Here is a 17,941-nt window from a genome sequence, read left to right on the forward strand (position 1 = left end):
GGTGGTAGTCACTTGACTAACGTGTAGTGTAGTCACGTGACTAACAATTCCGCAAGGGTCGAGCGCCGCGAGAGTCCTACCGGTAGGGAGGAAGTGGTGGCGGCGATCCTGGAGGGGGCCACCGACCTGTTCGCCGAGCGCGGTCCCGCGGCCACGTCGATCCGCGACATCGCCGCACGATCGAAGGTCAACCACGGCCTGGTGTTTCGGTACTTCGGCGCCAAGGAACAGTTGGTGGGCGCCGTGCTCGATCACCTAGGCGCGACGACGACCGCGTTGCTGGAGGCCGACCCCTCCTCTCCTGAGGCCGAGCGGGCGCTGGACCGCCACATGCGGGTAATGGCCCGCACGTTGCTCGACGGCTATCCCGCGGGCAAGTTGCAGTCGCGGTTTCCGGGCGCCGCCCTGTTGTTCGACCGGTTCCGCCCGACCCACGAGGACGACCGCAGCGCCCGCCTGGCCGTGGCCAATGGCTTTGCGCTGCAATTGGGTTGGCGACTGTTCGCGCCCTTCCTGCGCTCGGCCACCGGTCTGGACGAGCTGACCGAGGACGAAATACGCGAGGCGGTGCAGGCCGAGGTGGCCCGCATCGTCGAGCCTCACTGAGTCCGGGCCAGCGCGCGCCGGTGCATCGGCTCGCGGCCCGGCGGCTGCTGCGGCGTCGGAAGCAGCGGCTTGCGGATGTGCACCGCCACGGTCGTCGGCGCATCGGTGTGCAGGGTGAGCTGCTCGCCGGCGTGTCGGATGTCCAGGTCGTGGTCGGGCCCGTCGTGCACGGTGTAGGTCACATCTGAGTGGTTGACGTCGACGGTCAGCCGGAAGTCACGCCAGCGCAGCCGGAACCGTAGCCGCGAAATGCCGTCGGGCAGTAGGGGATCCAGCGATAGGACGCCCTCGTCGTCGCGCAGGCCGCCGAACCCGACGACCAGCGTCATCCAGGCCCCGGCCAGCGACGCCATGTGCAACCCGTCGCGGGTGTTGTGGTGCAGATCGCGCAGGTCGATCAGGGCGGCCTCGTACGCATAGTCGTGGGCCAGCTCCAGATGGCCCACCTCGGCACACATCACGGCCTGCGAGCACGCCGACAGCGACGAGTCGCGCACCATGCGCCGCTCGTAGTAGTCGACGTTGCGCGCCTTCTGTTCGGGCGTGAACGCGTGGCTCTGCCACTGCATCGCCAGCACGAGGTCGGCCTGCTTGATCACCTGCGCGGGGTAGAGCCGCACGTACGCTTCGTGCAACAGCAGGGGATAGGTGGTGTTCTTCTCGAAGTCCCATTCGGCGAAGGTGGTGAAGCCCTCGCACTGCTGATGGACGCCGAGCTCCGCGTCATAGGGAATGTTGACGGCACCGGCGGCGTCGCGCCAGGCGGCCGCCTCCTCGTTGGTGACCTCCAGCGCCTCCGCCTCCTCGGGGTGGCGGTTGCACGCGTCGGCGGCCGTGATCAGGTTGTGCGCCGCCATCAGGTTGGTGAAGACGTTGTCGCGCACGACCGCCGTGTACTCGTCCGGACCGGTGACGCCGTCGAGGTGCCACACGCCGTGCCGGTCGTGGTGCCCGAGCGACATCCACAGCCGGGCCGTCTCGACCAGTACCCGCAGCCCGCACTCCCGCTCCAGCTCCTGGTCGCCGGTGACGATGCGGTACCGCTCGAAGGCCATGGCGATGTCGGCGTTGATGTGCCAGGCCGCCGTCCCGGCCGGCCAGTAGGCCGAGCACTCCTGCCCGCGGATGGTTCGCCAGGGGAAGCTGGCGCCGTCGAGGCCGAGCTCGGCCGCGCGCTCCTTGGCGAGGTCGAGCGTCGACGCCCGCCACCGCAGCGCGTCGGCGACGGTGTGCGGCGCGGTGTAGCTCAGCACGGGCAGCACGTAACCCTCTGTGTCCCAAAAGGCGTGGCCGTCGTAGCCGGTTCCGGTGAGCCCCTTGGCCGCGATGGCGCGGCGCTCGGCGCGCGCGCTCGCCTGCAGCAGGTGAAACATCCCGAACCGGACGGCCTGTTGGGATTCGGGGTCGCCCTCCACCTCGACGTCGGCGTTCTGCCAGAAGTCGTCGAGGTAGGACCGCTGCGCGTCCAGCAGTCCCTGCCAGCCGCTGTAGCGGGCGCTGTGGATCGCGGCGGCGGCCTGGTCGCGAAGCGCCGGGCGGGAGCGCATGCTCGACCAGCCATACGCCAGGTACTTGACGATGCGCAGCTTCTGGCCCGGGCGCAGCCCGCAGATCACCGTGGTGCGCGCCAGGTCGGGACGGGCGTCGGTGCTGAACTCGACGCGGCCGGGAACCTCGATCTCGTGGTCCATCGCGGCGGCCATCATCAGCGCACTGGCCCGGGTCCGGTGCATGAGAAGCGCTCCGGTTTCGGTTTTTTCGTGGTCGACGGCCTCGAGCGGGTTCTCCAGGATCGCCGATACCCGCGGGTCGTCGGAGGTCTCGGGCTGGTCCTCGTTGGTGACCAGCTCGGACTGCACGGTGACCCGCACGAATTCCTCGACCGCTTCGACGACGTACTCGATGGCCGCGACCCCGCGCTGGGCCAGCGAGACCAGCCGGGTGGACACGACCCGGACCTGCTTGCCGTTGGGCGAGCGCCAGTGCGCGCGGCGGGTCAGCGTGCCGGCGCGCAGGTCGAGCACGCGCTCGTGCGAGAGCAGCTCGCCGTAGCGCACGTCGAACGGCTCGTCCTCGACCAACAGCCGAATGATCTTGCCGTTCGTGACGTCGACGAGCGTCTGGCCCGCCTCCGGGTAGCCGAAGCCGGCCTCGGCGTACGGCAGGGGCCGGATCTCGTAGAAGGAGTTGAGGTAGGTGCCCGGCAGGCCGTGGGGCTCGCCCTCGTCGAGGTTGCCGCGCAGCCCGATGTGCCCATTGGACAGGGCGAACAGCGATTCGGACTGCGCCAGCAGGTTCAGGTCGAGCCGGGTCTCGCGGATCTGCCACGGTTCGACGGGGTAGCACTCTTCAGTGATCATGACTGGAGAAGGTCCGCGAGATCGGTGACCACCACGTCGGCGCCGTTGCGGCGCAGATCCTCGGCCTGGCCCACCCGGTCGACACCCACCACGTAGCCGAAGTTACCGGCCCGGCCGGCCTGCACGCCGGACAGCGCGTCCTCGAAGACGGCCGCGGCGTCCGCGGGGACATCGAGCAGCTCCGCCCCGCGCAGGTAGGAGTCGGGGGCCGGCTTGCCGGCGATGTGCTCGTCGCGCAGCGTGACGCCGTCCACCCGCTTCTGGACGAACCGGTCGAGGCCGGTGATCTCGAGGACATCGCGGGTGTTGGCGCTCGAGGACACCACGGCGATGCCGAGGCCGGCGGCCGAGACCGCCTCCAGGTAGCGGCGCGATCCCTCAAACACCTCGACGCCGTCGTCGCGCAGGACCTTCTGGAACATGTCGTTCTTGCGGTTGCCGAGGCCGTATATCGTCTCGGCGTCGCCCGGGTCGTCCGGATCGCCGTCCGGCAGCTCGATTCCCCTGCTCTGAAGGAACGACCGGACGCCGTCCTCGCGCTTTTTGCCGTCCACGTACTTGCGGTAGTCGGCGGCCGCGTCGAAGGGGACGAATTCTTCTCCCGTTCGCTTGGCCCGCTCGGCCAGGTAGGCGTCGAACATGGCCTTCCAGGCCTTGGTGTGAACGCTCGCGGTATCGGTGAGCACCCCGTCGAGGTCGAACAGGCAGGCGCGCACCTTCTCCGGCAGACCCAGCACAGGTGACCTCACTCTCGGGTATCGGGCGATTACTTGGTGCGATACCCACTCCACCATGCTGAGATGCCTGCCGCCAGGGATCGCGGCCTTTGCGGCACCCGTTTACGCGTCGTTCAGCAGGCCGCGCTCGATGAGGTCGAACACCTGGGTCCGTGCGAAACGGACGGCCGCCGGGCTTTGAGGGAGCGGTCCGTCGAGCAGCAGGCAGGCCAGCCCGTGCACCGCCGACCAGGCGGCGATCTCGGCCCCGGGCCGGCGCCGCGCGTCCAGCAGGCCGGCCGCTTGGGCCTCGTCGAGCACCTGGCCGAGGACCCCGAATGGGTCGGCGGTCGTGTCGGTTGCCCCGGGGGACGTCGCGGGGTGCGACGTGAACGCGGTGCGAAACAATCCCGGCTCGGACATCGCGAAGTCGATGTAGGCGGTGCCGACCGCGCGCAGCCTCTTGCGCGGGTCGTTGGTGCGACTGACGCGCCGGCGCATCTGCGCGGCGAGCTCGTCGCGCGCGTAGCTCGACACCTCGGCCAGCAGCGCCTCACGGTCGGCGAAGTGGCGGTAGGCGGCCGAGTGCGACACCCCGGCGGCGCGGGCCGCCTCGCGCAGGATCACCCGGTCGGGCCCACCCTCGCGGGCCAGCGCGATGCTCGCCTCGACCAGGGCCGAGTGCAACGCACCGTGGTGGTAGCCCCTTTTGGCAGGGGGGCCGACGGAATTCATGCCATCACGATCTCACGCCGGCTGGAATGTTGACAACGGTCACATTAGCGGCGCATACTGCGGATGTAACCATCGGTCACATTTCGGCTCGAAAGGGAAGGAAAGTTCAATGACGAACACACGTGTGCTAGTCACCGGCGCGACGGGAAGGATAGGCGGCGCCGTGGTGGCCCAATTGCTGGAAAGGGGCGTGCCGACGCGGGCACTGGTGCGCCGCGACGACGCGCGCAGTGCCCGGCTGCGGACGTTGGGCGCCGAGGTCGCTGTGGCGGATATGCTTGACATTCAACAGGTTCGGGCCGCGGTCGAGGGCGTGGACCGGTTGTTCTTCAACCCTCCGTACCACCCGCACGCGCTCGACAGCGCGGTGAGCTTCGCCGTGGCCGCGCGCGACGCCGGCGTCGAGGCGGTGGTCGCGCTGGGCCAGTGGCTGGCCAGCCCCGAGCATCCGTCGCTGATGACGCGCCAGCACTGGTTGTCCGACAAGCTGTTTCGGCTGTTGCCAGACACCGCCCACGTCGCGGTCGATCCCGGCTTCTTCGCGGACAACTATTTCATGGCGCTGCCGGTTACCGTCCAACTCGGGGTGCTGCCGGCACCGAGCACCGGGGGACGACTCAACGCGCCCCCGTCCAACGAGGACATCGCCCGGGTCGCGGTGGGCGCATTGCTCGACCCGCATCGCCACGACGGTCGGGCCTACCGCCCGACCGGGCCAAAGCTGTTGTCCGGCAAAGAGGTCGCGGAGATAGTGGGTGACGCCATGGGGCGGCGGGTCCGCCTCATGGAAATGCCCCCGTGGATGTTCATGCGAGCGGTGCACGTGAACGCCAAGCGACTCGGAGTCGACACGTACTTCGAGTCCGGGTTGCGCCACTACCTGCCCGAGACCGCGCTGGGAGTCTGGGAGGTGGGCGGCCCGACCACCCACGTGCGCGACGTCGCCGGGGTCGAACCCGAAGACTTCCTCACGATCGCCCGCCGCTACGTCGAGGCGGCGGACACCCGGCGCACCCCGGGAAAAGTGTTGCGCGAGATCGGGAATCTGATGCTGACCGGCCTGGTGCCCGCGCACCGGCTCGACCGCTTCGACAGGCGCCAGCAACATCCCCAGCCCGCCCGGCCCCGGTATTCGGCCGAGTCGGCCGTGTGGCAACGCGAGCACGCCCCGTCGGTTGACCCGGCCCGCTACCGGTACGGCCTAGGCAAGTTGGCGGTCGATGTCCAGTAGGTGGTGACGCACCTCGTGCATCGTGTTGACGGCCACCCAGCGGAGCGTCCGCTGGGTGCGCCGCGGCCAGTTGTAGACGATGCGGAGCTCCCAGTCGGCGTCGTCGAGCCGGCGCAGGGTGTTCGCCAGCAGCCGCGCCGCGACCGTCAGCTCCTCGGCGACTTCGGCGGGGTCGCTTTCGGCGTACCCCTCGTGGGCGACGCGTTCGTCGCGGCCCATCGGCACGGCGGCGGGCACGTCGACGCGTCGGGCCAGCAGCACCCGCTCACGCTGCGTGATCAGTACGTCGCGGAGGTGGCAGGCGTATTCGAGCGGTGACCACAGCTTTTGCGCGGTGCGCCTCGCGAGGGTGGCCGCCTCGACGGTGGCGAGCAGCCGGGCCAATTCGGCAACGCCACCCCGGATCTCGTCACCGGCCCGCGTTGCGGCGGTCAGGTCGTATGCGAATCCGCACTCATCGCACCGTTGCACCAGCACAGCTTATGGGCGGGCGCTGCGCCGACGGACCGGTAGCCAACACGCGGCCAACGGGACGGTGGTGAGCAATCCGAGCGCGACCACGCCGGCCAGATGCCGGTGCTCGTCGCGCATCGCGATCGCCATGACCAGCATGACGCCGAAATGCGCTGCGTTGGCGGTGAGATTGAAATCGAGGAAGAGTCGGTTCGCCAGCGGGTCGCGCGCCGATGCGAACAGGAACAGCGCCCAGACGATGTAGACGGTGGCGAACATGACCGCGATCGCGTCGCCCCCGGAGCCCCAGTCGAAGAGCGCGTTGGCCCGATGCGTTATCGCGAACACCAGGTCGGGCACGAAGAAGAGCAGGTACCCGACCGCGGTCAGCCGGATGACTACCCGAAGCCAGGCCTGCCTCATGAACCCGGTTGGCTGTGCGCAATGATGCGGACCATCTCCGTGGGGCGTTCGAGGGCCGAGAAGTGGCCCGCGCCGCTTACCGTGACGGCCCGGACACCCAGTAGGCGGGCGACCTGGTCCCGCTCCGCGGGGCGGGACCAGTCGTGCTCGCTGTAGACCAGCGTGACCGGCGTCTTCACCTGCGGGTAGCGGTCTTTCGCGTTGATGAGCCCGGGAAGGACGCGCATGATGGCCCGATTCACCCGGGGGTAGCCGGGGCGGCGACCGCTGCGGCGCAACTCGACGAGGAAGTCCTTCGGCAGCGCGCCGGCGTCGGCGAAGCCGCCGGCCAGCACGCCGCGCAGGATGAGGCGATTCTCGAGCGCGGCGAAGACCGGTCCGGAACCGGGCAGGCGGACGCCCGTCCCGATCACGCGGGCGAACCAGTTGCCGCGTTCGAGGCCATTGGGGTAGTCGTAGGGGTTGAAGGCGATCACGTTGCTCACCCGGTCGGTCAGCTCGATCGAGGCCAGCAGCGCGAGCGCGCCGCCCATCGATTCGCCCGCCAGCGTGACGTCGCGCAGGTCTAGAGTCCTGACGAATTCTACGACCGCGCAGCGCAATTCGGCCTCCCCGTACCGGGCGCCGGGTACGACGTCGGACCAGCCCATGCCGGGCAGGTCCAGCGCGTACACTGTGAAGTCGTCCCACAGCGCCGGCACCACTCGCTGGAAGTAGTCCAGCTGCGTGCGGACGGTGTGCAGCAGGACGAGCGGTGGGCCGGTTCCCGCCGTGAAGTAGCGCAACCGGGAGCCGTCCGATCGCCGGAGGAACCTGACCTCGCCGCGGCCGCCGCTCCACGCCAGCGTGTAGTGTTGTTCCGGAATCTCGTTGGGGGCCATCGTGGTCACCGTTCGCACAGCGCCTGGATGGCGCGCAGGCGCCCGTCGGCCAGGGCCCCGGTCAGGTTTTCGGCCTTTCGGCGGAAGTCGGTGACGAACGCGTGCAGGCCCAGCGGGCCGTCGGGCTGGGCCAGGATGGCCTGCATGAGCGCGGCCGCCTGGTCGGTGAGGTCGTTCCACGCCGTGACGGTGAAACCCGCGGACTCGACCGCGGCGCGCAGCTCGTCGGGGGTCGCCAGGTGGCTGCGCGCGGGTTCGTCGGCCCAGGGCAGGGGATAGGTGAGCTCGATGCCGCCGCCAATCGTGATGTCCCACAGGGCGAGTCGCCCGCCGTCCTTGAGCACCCGATGCGCCTCGGAGTATAGGCGCGCCTTGTCGGCCACGTTCATCTGGACGTGCTGGCTGATGGCGACGTCGAACGTGCCGTCGGCGAAGGGGAGTTCGGTGACGTCGGCCTGACGAACCGAGATCAGGTCGCCGAGTCCGACCAGCCCGTTGAGCCAGCGGTTGGTTTCGCAGTATTCGTCGGTGAGGTCCACCGCGGCGACCCGAGCGCAGAAGCGGTCCGCGACATAGCGCGCGGTGCCGCCGACGCCGCTGCCGGCGTCGAGGACGTCACTGTCATTGGTGATCCCCGCCAGGTCGACCAGTTGGGCGGTGGCGATGCGGCCCATGGTGTGGAAGTCCTCCAGCATCGCCAGGTCGGCGGGCGCCAGGTGGTCGAGGTCCATTCCGGCGGAGCGCAGCGCGCGTTCGATGTTGTTGCGGGACAAGCCTGTCGAGTACTGGGCCTGGATTACGGAGTTCATCTCCGCACCTCTGCCCATGCGGTGATGATGGAAGGCATGGTGATCAGGGCGCCGGCCGCCAGCGCCTCCTCGCGGAAACGTGGCACGAACTCGTTGATGTCACCGAGATCATCCAGGCCGAAGCCGCCTTGTTCGGCGATGGGCGAGACGAGCCGCCAGACTTCCGCGCCGTAGGCGAGGATGTCGACGTCGGCGGCGGTGCCGATCGGCGCGCCGATGGCCAACTGCGGCGCCCCAAGGCCGGCGTCGGCGAAGACCGTGTGCAGCGTGGTGCCGAACCGCGGGCTGATGCCCATGGCCTCGAAGGCGCGGACGATGCCCGCGATCACCCGGCTGAACAGCGGCAGCTCCGGGACGCTGCGCGCCCGGGTGATATCGATCTCGGCGAACGCCACAACGCCGCCGGGGCGCATCAGGGAGGTCAGGCGCCGCAGCGTGGCGGCCGGGTCGGGCAGGTGCATCAGGATCAGCCAGCCGATCACCGCGTCGACCGGTTCGTCCAGGGCGATCGAGTCGATAGAGGCCTGCGTGAAACGCACATTGGCCAAGCCCTTTTCGGCGGCGCGGGTGTGGGCCAGTTCGACCATCGCGGGCGCGGCGTCGACGCCGAGGACGCTTCCGGTCGGGCCGACCAGCCGGGCGGCGACGAACGACACGTCGCCGGGCCCGCTGCCGATATCGAGCACCCGCATGCCCGGTCGCAGCCCGGCCAGCCGCAGCGCGTGTTCGGTGTAGCCGTCGTAGAGCCGTCCTTGCAGGAGCAGCCGCTGCACCTCTTCGTCGGCGTGCCCGAGGACATAGCTGCTTTCGGTTGTACTCATTGGTTTCGTGCCTTTCTGTGGTTGGGAGTTATTAGGCCCTGGCCAGTTCGGGGGACGGCGTCGCTTGGCGCGCGCGGGCGGGCAGGAGCCAGGCCACGACGATCGCGGAGCCCAGCGCGATGCCCGCGCACACCAGGGAGCTCACCTGCATGCCGTCGAGAAAGGCGCGATCCACGACGGCGCGGATGTGGCCCGCCTGTTGGATGGGCAGCCGTCCGATCACCGTGTGCGCCACCGCCATCGAGCGCCGCATCGCGTCGGCGGGCAGTCCGGTCAACGCGGCCGTGCCGAGACGTCCGGAGTACACCGACGCGAAGACGCTGCCCGCGATGGCGACGCCGAGGGTGCCGCCGAGTTCGCGCGTGGTGTCGTTGACGGCCGAGCCGACGCCGGCCTTGTCGACCGACAGCGATCCCATGATGGCCTCGGTAGCCGGCGAAACGGTCAGGCCCAGGCCGCCGCCGAGCAGCAGCATCTGCAGGGCGATCTGGATGTAGGGCGTGGCGGCATCGGCCGTGGACGCCCACGCCAGGCCGGCGGCGAACACGGTCAGACCGCCGGCGACGACGGCCGTGGTGCCGATTCGTTCCACCAGCCGGGGCCCCAGGATGCTGGCCAACGCGATGGATGCGGCGACCGGAAGCAGGCGCACGCCGGCCTGAAACGCGGTGTAGTCCTTGATGAATTGGAAGTACTGCGTAATTACGAAGATGAACCCGAACAGGGTAAGGAAGCCGGCGGTGACGGCCAGGCTGCCGCCGGAGAACCGCCGGTTGGCGAACACCGAGACGTCCAGCATCGGGTGGGTGCTGCGCCGCTCCCACACCGCGAACGCGGCGAGAACGGCTGTCGCGAGGGCGAATCCGGCTGCGGTGCGGACGTTGGTCCATCCCCAGGTGGGCGCCTCGATGACGGTGTAGACCAGCGTCGTGATTCCTACCGCGGACAGGATCAGGCCGGGGACGTCGACGCGTGGCGCCGCGGGGTCGCGCGAGGTGGGGACGAACAGGATTCCCCCGACGATGGCCAGCGCCGCGATGGGGATGTTGACCATGAAGATCGAGCCCCACCAGAAGTGTTCGAGCAGCCAGCCGCCGCTGATCGGCCCGACGGCCACCCCCACGCCGACCATGGCCGCCCACAGCCCGATCGCCTTCGCGCGTGGGACCGGGTCGGTGAAGATGTTGGTGATCAGGCCCAGCGTGGTCGGAAAGATCACCGCGGCGCCGATGCCCATCGCGGCGCGGGCCGCGATCAGCGCGTCGGCCGAATTCACTTGCGCGGCAACGGCGGAGGTGAGCGCGAACAGCGCGAGTCCGGAGTTGAGCCAGCCCCGCCTGCCGTAGCGGTCGGACAGGCTGCCGGCCGACAGCAGCAGCCCGGCCATGACCAGCGTGTAGGCGTCGACGATCCATTGCAGCTGGGCGGTGTCGGCGCCGAGTTCGCGCGACAGGGTGGGCAGGGCGACGTTGACGATGGTGGCATCGACGCTGATGACGAAGACGCCGAGGCAGATGACGGCGAGCGCGGCTATCGGGCGGTTTTTGAAGATCGGGAAGACGGGTTCGGTACTCATGCACAAGACGCTAAAGCCATGAGATAGATAAATCAAGTAGTAAGTTGAAAAAGATGTCTGCTCCGATTAGAGTGGACTCGTGGCGTCACGCCGGATGTACAACCAGAACTGCCCGATCGCGCGCGGACTCGACGTTCTCGGCGAGCGGTGGACGCTGCTGATTCTGCGCGAATTGGTCGGTGGACCCCGCCGCTACGGCGACCTGCGCGACGCGTTGCCCGGGATTGCGACCAATCTGCTCGCCGAGCGTCTCAAGGAAATGCAGGCGGCCGGGCTCGTCGACCGGACCGACCTGCCCGCCCCGATCGGGCGCACCGTGTACACCCTCAGCGACATGGGCTGGCAGCGTGCGCTGCCCGTCCTGCGGAGCGTCGCGTGGTTCGGGCTGGACCGGCTGGACCCGATCGGGGACGGCCCCGCGACGCCGTTGAACGGGTTCCTGGCCGGAATCCTGCTCGGCTTCGATTCGGCCGGCGCGGCGGGCCTGGAGGCGACGATCCGCATCGAAATCGACGGCCGTCGTTTCGAATTCGCCGTGACGCAGGGGCGGCTCGCCGGCGCTCGTGGCGAGCCTTCGGTGAAGATCACCGCCAGCGCCGCGGACCTGGTCGCCGCGCGCCTCGGCGCCAGCGAGGCCAAGCGGCGGGCGGCGCTGCGGCGCATCGACTTCGATGGCGACCCCGACTCCGACACCGTTGACGCCGTGCGCCGCGCATTCGCACTCGTCTAGATCGACTTTTCCGAAATCGTGGATTTTCGGTCCACACTGCAATACAGTCGTATCGTTTTGCGCCGTTTTCACCTCGAGCATGTCCGAACGAAGGGACGGGTCTGATGAGTTTTGCGGTGCTGCCACCAGAGGTGACGTCCGCGCAGATGTATACCGGCGCCGGCTCGGGGCCGATGCTGGCCGCCGCGGCGAGCTGGGCCGGGCTGGGCGACGAGCTGGGGTCGGCGGCGGAGTCGTTCTCCTCGGTGACCTCGGGCCTGGCGGACGGGCCCTGGCAGGGTCCGGCATCGGCGGCCATGGCGGGCGTGGCCACGCAGTACGCGCAGTGGCTCAACGCATCGGCGGCTCAGGCCGCCGGAGCTGCCGCGCAGGCCAATGCGACTGCCGAGATCTTCGAGGCGGCCAAGGCGGCGATCACGCACCCGGCGGCCGTCACCGGCAACCGCCTGCAGCTGCTGTCGCTGGTGCGCTCCAACCTGTTCGGGTTCAACGCCCCGGCGATCGCGGCCACCGAGGGCGCGTACGAGGAGATGTGGGCTCAGAACGTCGCCGCGCTGTCGGGCTATCACAGCGCGGCGTCGGCGGTGGTCGCCCAACTGGCGCCCTGGCAGCAATTGCCGTCGGCCCAGGCGACTCCGGCGGTGGCCCTCGGTGCTACCCCTTGGGGTCAAATCACCGCGGCGCTCGCCCCCGCGCGAACCCAGGCCAACGTGGTTGTCGACCTGGCATCCGAGATGGGCAAAGCCGCGCTCCGGGCTGACCTCCAGCAATTGAACAATGTTGCCCGTCCCCTCGCGGCGATTCCCGTACCACCACCGGTGCAAGCCGTCGAACGCAGCGTGGAAGAGGGCGCCGACGCAATGGCTAGGCTGGCCAGGGGGCTTGAAGCCGAAGCCGAAGCCGACGCCGTTTCGCTCATCACTACCGGAGCTTTACCGGCTCCGCCTGCTCCGCCTCCGCCGACCAGTCCGCTCCCGCCGTAGCAAGTCAGGCATTCTCGCTGTGGGCCTGCGCGAGCACCTCGTCCACGGTCCACTGGTCGTTGGCGTGCCGGCCGCGCTTGCACGCCAGGACCCGGCCGTCGGTACCGATGAGGAAGTCGGCGGGCAAGCCCAGGTGGCCGCCGGTTGGATGCATGTTCACGTTGCCCATGCCACTACGGAGCGCCGACACCAGCGCCCGCGGGTGCAACACGGAGCGTGGCGAGGTGCCGACGCCGAACTCGTCGTAGAGAGCCTTGGTGGGGTCGCCGACCACAGCGAACGGCAGGTCGCCCGCGTACCGTCGCAACTCCTCGTCGGTCGAGTGGAACACGACGACCTCGCGGACGCCGGCGGCGGCGATCTCGTCGTGCCGCCGCACGATCGACCGCAGATGAAGATTGCAGATGGGGCAGCCGGCGAACCGGCGAAACTGCAGGTGGACGAGCCGATTTGGATCCGGAATCGGGACAGCGTCGCCCGAAACGCTGACCAGTTCGCGCGGCGTGACGAGCCTCACCAGGACACCGGAAGTTCAGCGAGACCGCCGGCCAGCACGTCGGAGCGCGTGGGCAGTGTCTCGGGATCGACGGCCAGGCGCATCGACGGGAATCGCGGAATCAGTTGTGCAAAAACGGTTTTCAGCTCGATGCGGGCTAGCGGGGCTCCGATGCAGTAGCGAGCGCCGTGCCCGAACGTCAGGTGGGCGGTCTCCTTGCGGGCGACGTCGACACACTGCGGGTCGGCGAAGGCCGTGGGGTCGTGGTTGGCGGCGTTGATGTCCAGCAGCACCAGGTCCCCGGCGTGGATGGCGACGCCGTCGATGTCGAAGTCGGTGCGCGCGTAGCGCGGAACTCCGCCCACACCGCCGCCACCCGACGTCGCCCGCAGCAGCTCCTCGACGGCGTGCGGGATCAGCGCGGGATCGTCGACGAGCGCCCGCCATTGATCGCGATTCGTCAGCAACAGCATTGCGCCCAGTCCGATTTGGACCACCGTGGTCTCGTGCCCGGCGAACAGAAGGAACATCGACATCGTGGCGGCCTCCTCGTCGGAGACCCCGTCGGTGGCGCACAGCCGCGACATCACGTCGTCGCCGGGATGGGCGCGCTTACGTTCGACCATCCGGCGGCCGTACTCGAACAGCTCGGCCAGCCCGCGCTCGGAGCGGGCGTGATCGCGCACGTTGCCGGCGTCCTCCGCCCAGGCCCGGAACTGCTCACGGTCGGCGTATGGCACCCCGAGCAGCTCGCAGATCACCAGGATGGGCAGCGGCAGCGCGAGGCGCGCGTGCAGGTCGGCCGGGGATCCCTGCGCCGCAAGTTCGTCCAGCAGGCCGGCGGTGAGCGCCGCGACCCTGGGTTCCAGCGACCGCAGGTGCCGCGGTGAGAAGTGGGGCTGCAGCAGTGCGCGCATCCGCGCGTGATCGGCCTCCTCGGTGTCGAAGTCGCCCAGCGGCCCACCGAACAGCGCGGATTCCCCCGTGCGAGAGGCGGTTTCGGGGTTCCGATGCGAGCGGCCGAGGCGATCGTCGTCGAGCAGCCGCCGCACCTTCGCGTAGTCGGTGACCAGCCAGGCCTCGTGGCCGACCGGCGTGCGCACCGCATGAATCGCTGTCATGGCGCCACCTTGTATACGGCAAGTTATACAAGATTACTTGTACACTCTCCTCTAGACAAGAGGAGTCTGAGATGACGGTGGTCCGGTCCGAGTCGACCCGGCGGATGCCCCGCGCCCAGCGGCGGGAACAGATACTCGATGCCGCCACGCGCGCCTTCGCCCGCGGCGGCTTCGCGAACACGGGACTCGACGCCATCGCCGCGGAAGCCGGTGTCACCCCGGTGATCCTGTACCGGCACTTCGCCTCGAAGGCCGACCTGTATCGGGAGGTCATCGAGGGCGGTCACGCGCGCCTTCGCGAAGCCACCGGCCCCGACGACTTCGACGACGCCAGCATCCCCGCGCTAATCCGCGCCGCCGCAGCCGATCCCGACACCTTCCGGCTGCTCTATCGCCATGCCGCACGCGAAGCCGACTTCCGCGACATCATCGACACCCTCGTCGAGCGTTCGGCCGAGATCACCCGCCGTCACCTCGAGGGCATCGCCGACGAAGGTTGGCGCAACTGGGCGGCGCGGCTGCTGCCCACCATGACGATCGACGCCGTCATCGCCTGGCTGGACGCCGGTCAGCCCGACCCCGATCAAGCCGCCGCCCGAATCCGCAGCGTCGTCGACGCCGTGATCCAGGCCGCGTCGGGCGCTAGCCGAGCAGGGCGTCGATCCACGCCTGGGCGATGAACTTGCCGTAGCGGGTGGCCGACCAACCACGTTCGAGCACGAGAAGCTCGTAGAGCTCGGGCGCGTGGTAGGTCCACAGGATGTCGCGCGCCTGCGTGGCGCTGACCCGAAGCTGTCCGGTGCCGGCGAGGCCGGCGGCGAACATCGTCATGGCCGTGAGGGTTTCGTGCCGGATCTGCTTCCAGACCTCCGCGGCGTCGGCCGACGACGCGGCGCCGTCGCGGGCCAGCAGCTGGACCGGGGCGCTGCGCGGCATGGTGGCGGCCAGGTGCTTGGCGTAGAGCTCGAGCTTGCGGGCGGCGTCCGGGGCGTCGCGCACCTTCTGGATGACGTCGCGCTCGGCCATCGGGATCGGTTCGTCGTCGCCCGCGACGGACACGTCGAAGAGCGCCTTGAGCACCCCCGCCTTGGTCGCGAAGGCCTTGTACACCGTCTCGACCGACACGCCGGCGTCCCGCGCGATCTCCGCGATGGTCGTCGCGGCATAGCCCTGCGCCAGGAAGCGTTGGCGGGCGGACGTGAGCACCGCGCGCCGATTCCGTTGGGCCTGTTGGCGTCGACGGCTCGAGTCGTAGCGGCGCGGGGGCTGGCTCTTGACAGATCCCATAATTCAGTACATGCTCCTGTATCTATTACAGGTTACTGTATCAGAAAAAGGGGAGCCGACATGACAACCGCGACACGCGCCGCCACTTTGGCCGACGGCGACCATCCCACGGCGGTAGCACGCGCCCTGGCAACGGAGATCACGCGGGCCGCCGACGACGCCGAGGCGCTCGGCACGCTGCCGATCGAGCTGGTGGCGCGGCTGCGTGCGGCCGGAATCTTCCGGGCGGTGCAACCGCGCGCGCTCGGCGGATTCGAAGTGGCCCCGGTCGACTACATCGAGATGATCGAGGAATTGGCGCGCGCCGACGGTTCGACGGGCTGGATCGCGGCCATCGGCGCCGGCGCACCGGCGTTTACCGCCTGGCTCGAGCCGGCCGTCGCCGAAGACCTGTTCGGTTCGGACGCGGACTTCTTGGCGGCCACCGTGTTTTCCCCCACCGGCCGGGCCGTCCCCGACGGCGCGGGCCGGTTCGCCGTCGACGGCCGATGGCCGTTCGCGAGCGGATGCCGGCACGCCGAGTGGTTACTGACGGGGATGTTCGTACTCGACGACGGTCAGGCGCCGCGGATGATTCCGGGACAGGGCCCGGACTGGCGCCTCGGGTTCTTCCCCCGCGCCGAGGCCGAAATCGTCGACAACTGGGACGTTTTGGGGTTGCGCGGCACCGGTAGCAACGACGTGGTGGCCCGGGGCCTGAGCGTCGCCGAGGAACACACCATCGCCCCGTTCTTCCGGCCGGCCCGGCATGACGGGCCGCTGTGGCGGCTGCCGTTCTTCACGATGGTGGGGGTGGCCCTCGTCGGCGTCCCGCTCGGGATCGCGCGGCGCGCCCTCGACGAATTCGCCGACCTGGCGCCCACGAAGACCCGTGCCGGCACGTTCGAGCCGCTCGCCGCGGACCCCGTCGCGCAGGTCGAGTTCGCCGGCGCGGAGGCGGGTTTGCGGTCGGCGCGGGCGTTCGTTCTCGACGAGGCCGGCTCCCTCTGGGACACCGCCCTCGCCGGGGACGCGCCGTCGCTGGAGCAGCGAGCTCGGTTCCAGCTCGCCGCACAGCAGGCGATGCGCGCGGCGCGCCAAGCGGTCGACACTGCGTTCGGCCTGACCGGTGCGGGTGCGGTGCACGCCGCCCATCCGCTGCAACGATGCTTCCGGGATCTGCACACCGTCGGCCAGCACGTGTACTTCAGCCCGGCCGCCCTGAAGCGTTACGCCAAAACCCACTTCGGCATCGCCCAGCCGACACACCTGATGTGACACCGACCTACAGGGCGTTGATCCACTTTTCCATCCGCCGGGCCTGGTGCGCCATCAGCTCGGGTTGAGCCAGCGCGTTGGTCAGCACCGCGCTGCCCTCGTAGGCGATGACGAGCTCGCGCGCCAGGTCGCGCGCGTCGCGGCGGCCCATGGCGTGGAATTGCTGCTCGGCCCAGTCCAGCAGGGTTTGCATCAGGGGGGCGGTCAGTGCAGGTGATCGGCCAGGTTGGTTCGCCAGCTCGGTGCACAGGGTCCCCAAGGCGCAGCCGTGGTCGGCGATAGCCTCGCTCGATTCGGCCAGCATCCCGACCAGCGCCTTGAGCCGGGCCTTGGGGCTCCCGTACTTGCGCTGCAGCGCCGCGGTCGCGGCGCGGATTTCCTCGGTGCGCGCCTCGACGACGGCGGCCACGATGTCGTCTTTGGTCTTGAAGTAGTAGTACATGTTGCCCAGCGGGACCTCCGCGGCCTCGGCGATGTGCGCGAGCGTGGTGCCCGCGATGCCCTGGCGGTAGAACAGGTCGCAGGCGGCGGCGATCAGTCGCTCGCGCTTGCCGGGCGGTGGCGCCAAGGGGGCCTCGCCGGCGTCGGTTAAGTCAGCCATATCACTCACGGACTATAGACGGCACGCGGCCATGCTCAGGTTCCACAGCAGCTCCCTGTTCTCCGGGGTGTTGTAGGCGCTCTTGACGTTCTTCGGCGCGGCGTTGGTGAAGTACTGGCCGGAGGCCGCCGCCGCGTCCGGCGAGGTGGCGAGGAACAGCGAGGTGGCGGCACCCTGCCGCGGCGACCGGGAAAACGGCAGCGCCGCAAAGGAGATCGCGCGGAAGACCCCTTGGGCCCCGCGCATCATCGGCGTACGGACGATTCCGGGGTGCGCGGCGTTGGCGGTGACGCGGGTCGAACGGAGTCGATGCGCCAGTTCGATGGTGAAGAGCAGCACGTACAGCTTGGACGCGGCATACGTGCGGATCGTCGAGAAACGGCGTTCGCTCTGCAGGTTGTCCGGTTCGAACTTGCCGGCGCGGTAGACGCTCGAGCTGAGGTTGACGACCCTGCCCTGCGGGCTTTTTTCCAATTCGCCCAGCAGCAATTGGGTGAGATAGAACTGCGCCAGGTAGTTGACCTGAAACGTCGTCTCGTATCCGTCGGCGGTCAACACGCGTTGCGGCATGATGACGCCGGCGTTGTTGATCAGCACGTCCAGTCGCGGGTAGCGGGCCCTAAACGCCTCGGCCAGCCGGTGCAGGTGCGCGAGCGACCTGAGGTCGGCGGTGAGGTAAGCGACGTCGCGGTTGCCGGTCACCGCGACGATTTCGCTTGCGACGCTTGCCGCCTTCGCCTCATTGCGCGCGGCCAGCACCACGCAGTAGCCGGTGCGGGCGAGCTCGGTGGCGGTGACCTTGCCGATGCCGTCGGTGGCTCCGGTGATGAGGCAGATGGGCCTGTCCATATATTT

19 protein-coding genes and 1 pseudogene are annotated in these 17,941 nt (G+C 69.2%); 6 read left to right on the forward strand and 14 right to left on the reverse strand.

Going from position 1 to position 17,941, the window contains the following annotated elements:
• Window positions 1-36 precede the first annotated feature (36 nt).
• Window positions 37-606 carry a TetR/AcrR family transcriptional regulator gene (locus N415_RS10935; protein WP_081665180.1) on the forward strand — a complete coding sequence of 190 codons (570 nt, stop codon included), beginning with the start codon at window positions 37-39 and terminating at the stop codon, window positions 604-606.
• Here the strand turns inward: N415_RS10935 and N415_RS10940 are convergent.
• The 3 genes from N415_RS10940 to N415_RS10950 are packed head-to-tail and all read right to left on the reverse strand — an operon-like array spanning window position 600 to window position 4,417.
• Window positions 600-2,966, reverse strand: coding sequence for a glycoside hydrolase family 65 protein (locus N415_RS10940; protein ID WP_068180876.1), 2,367 nt, complete (start codon window positions 2,964-2,966; stop codon window positions 600-602). The two genes, N415_RS10935 and N415_RS10940, sit on opposite strands and share 7 nt — an antisense overlap.
• Window positions 2,963-3,760: a beta-phosphoglucomutase family hydrolase gene (locus N415_RS10945; RefSeq protein ID WP_068180878.1), complete on the reverse strand. Its 798-nt coding sequence runs from the start codon at window positions 3,758-3,760 to the stop codon at window positions 2,963-2,965. The genes N415_RS10940 and N415_RS10945 overlap by 4 nt, the downstream gene beginning before the upstream one ends.
• Before the next feature lie 45 nt (window positions 3,761-3,805).
• Window positions 3,806-4,417: a TetR/AcrR family transcriptional regulator gene (locus N415_RS10950; RefSeq protein WP_068180881.1), complete on the reverse strand. Its 612-nt coding sequence runs from the start codon at window positions 4,415-4,417 to the stop codon at window positions 3,806-3,808.
• Window positions 4,418-4,526: 109 nt separating this feature from the next.
• Here N415_RS10950 and N415_RS10955 point away from each other — a divergent pair, with 109 nt between their 5' ends.
• A complete protein-coding gene (locus tag N415_RS10955; RefSeq protein WP_068180883.1) occupies window positions 4,527-5,648 on the forward strand; it encodes an NmrA family NAD(P)-binding protein in 1,122 nt (373 codons plus the stop codon).
• On the opposite strand, the gene N415_RS10960 is transcribed toward N415_RS10955, so the two are convergent.
• From N415_RS10960 to N415_RS10985, 6 genes are read right to left on the reverse strand one after another with little or no spacing between them, the layout of a single operon-like run.
• Window positions 5,619-6,122, reverse strand: coding sequence for a DinB family protein (locus N415_RS10960; RefSeq protein WP_081665184.1), 504 nt, complete (start codon window positions 6,120-6,122; stop codon window positions 5,619-5,621). The genes N415_RS10955 and N415_RS10960 overlap by 30 nt on opposite strands.
• Before the next feature lie 6 nt (window positions 6,123-6,128).
• Window positions 6,129-6,524 carry a DUF6632 domain-containing protein gene (locus tag N415_RS10965; protein ID WP_068180892.1) on the reverse strand — a complete coding sequence of 132 codons (396 nt, stop codon included), beginning with the start codon at window positions 6,522-6,524 and terminating at the stop codon, window positions 6,129-6,131.
• Window positions 6,521-7,405 carry an alpha/beta hydrolase gene (locus N415_RS10970; RefSeq protein WP_068180984.1) on the reverse strand — a complete coding sequence of 295 codons (885 nt, stop codon included), beginning with the start codon at window positions 7,403-7,405 and terminating at the stop codon, window positions 6,521-6,523. Before N415_RS10970 ends, N415_RS10965 begins: the two co-directional genes overlap by 4 nt.
• Window positions 7,406-7,410: 5 nt before the next feature.
• Entirely contained in the window at window positions 7,411-8,214 is an 804-nt protein-coding gene (locus tag N415_RS10975; protein ID WP_068180894.1) for a class I SAM-dependent methyltransferase, read from the reverse strand.
• Window positions 8,211-9,035 (reverse strand): class I SAM-dependent methyltransferase, encoded by an 825-nt coding sequence (locus tag N415_RS10980; protein ID WP_068180897.1) that lies wholly within the window; start codon window positions 9,033-9,035, stop codon window positions 8,211-8,213. Before N415_RS10980 ends, N415_RS10975 begins: the two co-directional genes overlap by 4 nt.
• Before the next feature lie 31 nt (window positions 9,036-9,066).
• The gene (locus N415_RS10985) at window positions 9,067-10,611 is read right to left on the reverse strand and encodes an MFS transporter (protein WP_068180899.1); all 1,545 of its coding nucleotides are present in this window, start codon (window positions 10,609-10,611) and stop codon (window positions 9,067-9,069) included.
• Window positions 10,612-10,705: 94 nt separating this feature from the next.
• On the opposite strand from N415_RS10985, the gene N415_RS10990 reads away from it, so the two are divergent.
• Window positions 10,706-11,341 (forward strand): helix-turn-helix domain-containing protein, encoded by a 636-nt coding sequence (locus tag N415_RS10990; RefSeq protein ID WP_068180901.1) that lies wholly within the window; start codon window positions 10,706-10,708, stop codon window positions 11,339-11,341.
• A gap of 101 nt (window positions 11,342-11,442) precedes the next feature.
• Window positions 11,443-11,958 (forward strand): annotated as a pseudogene (locus tag N415_RS32630) (PPE family protein); the annotation flags it as partial.
• Between the two features lie 370 nt (window positions 11,959-12,328).
• Here N415_RS32630 and N415_RS11000 read toward each other — a convergent pair.
• Together N415_RS11000 and N415_RS11005 are read right to left on the reverse strand one after the other, a co-directional pair.
• Complete coding sequence (locus tag N415_RS11000) at window positions 12,329-12,841, reverse strand: peroxiredoxin-like family protein (RefSeq protein ID WP_068180906.1); 513 nt, start codon at window positions 12,839-12,841, stop codon at window positions 12,329-12,331.
• A complete protein-coding gene (locus N415_RS11005; protein ID WP_068180910.1) occupies window positions 12,838-13,941 on the reverse strand; it encodes a cytochrome P450 in 1,104 nt (367 codons plus the stop codon). The genes N415_RS11000 and N415_RS11005 overlap by 4 nt, the downstream gene beginning before the upstream one ends.
• Before the next feature lie 71 nt (window positions 13,942-14,012).
• Here N415_RS11005 and N415_RS11010 point away from each other — a divergent pair, with 71 nt between their 5' ends.
• On the forward strand, window positions 14,013-14,621 hold the full coding sequence (locus N415_RS11010; RefSeq protein WP_068180912.1) for a TetR/AcrR family transcriptional regulator: 609 nt from the start codon (window positions 14,013-14,015) through the stop codon (window positions 14,619-14,621).
• On the opposite strand, the gene N415_RS11015 is transcribed toward N415_RS11010, so the two are convergent.
• Window positions 14,584-15,228, reverse strand: a complete 645-nt coding sequence (locus N415_RS11015; RefSeq protein WP_152531325.1) for a TetR/AcrR family transcriptional regulator — start codon at window positions 15,226-15,228, stop codon at window positions 14,584-14,586. The genes N415_RS11010 and N415_RS11015 overlap by 38 nt on opposite strands.
• Before the next feature lie 60 nt (window positions 15,229-15,288).
• On the opposite strand from N415_RS11015, the gene N415_RS11020 reads away from it, so the two are divergent.
• The gene (locus N415_RS11020; protein ID WP_068180915.1) at window positions 15,289-16,485 is read left to right on the forward strand and encodes an acyl-CoA dehydrogenase family protein; all 1,197 of its coding nucleotides are present in this window, start codon (window positions 15,289-15,291) and stop codon (window positions 16,483-16,485) included.
• 7 nt (window positions 16,486-16,492) lie between these two features.
• On the opposite strand, the gene N415_RS11025 is transcribed toward N415_RS11020, so the two are convergent.
• Window positions 16,493-17,086, reverse strand: a complete 594-nt coding sequence (locus N415_RS11025) for a TetR/AcrR family transcriptional regulator (protein ID WP_068180918.1) — start codon at window positions 17,084-17,086, stop codon at window positions 16,493-16,495.
• Between the two features lie 12 nt (window positions 17,087-17,098).
• Window positions 17,099-17,935 (reverse strand): SDR family oxidoreductase, encoded by an 837-nt coding sequence (locus N415_RS11030; RefSeq protein ID WP_068180921.1) that lies wholly within the window; start codon window positions 17,933-17,935, stop codon window positions 17,099-17,101.
• Window positions 17,936-17,941 lie beyond the last annotated feature (6 nt).

Source organism: Mycobacterium sp. UM_CSW (genome assembly GCF_000455205.1).
Classification (GTDB): Bacteria; Actinomycetota; Actinomycetes; order Mycobacteriales; family Mycobacteriaceae; genus Mycobacterium.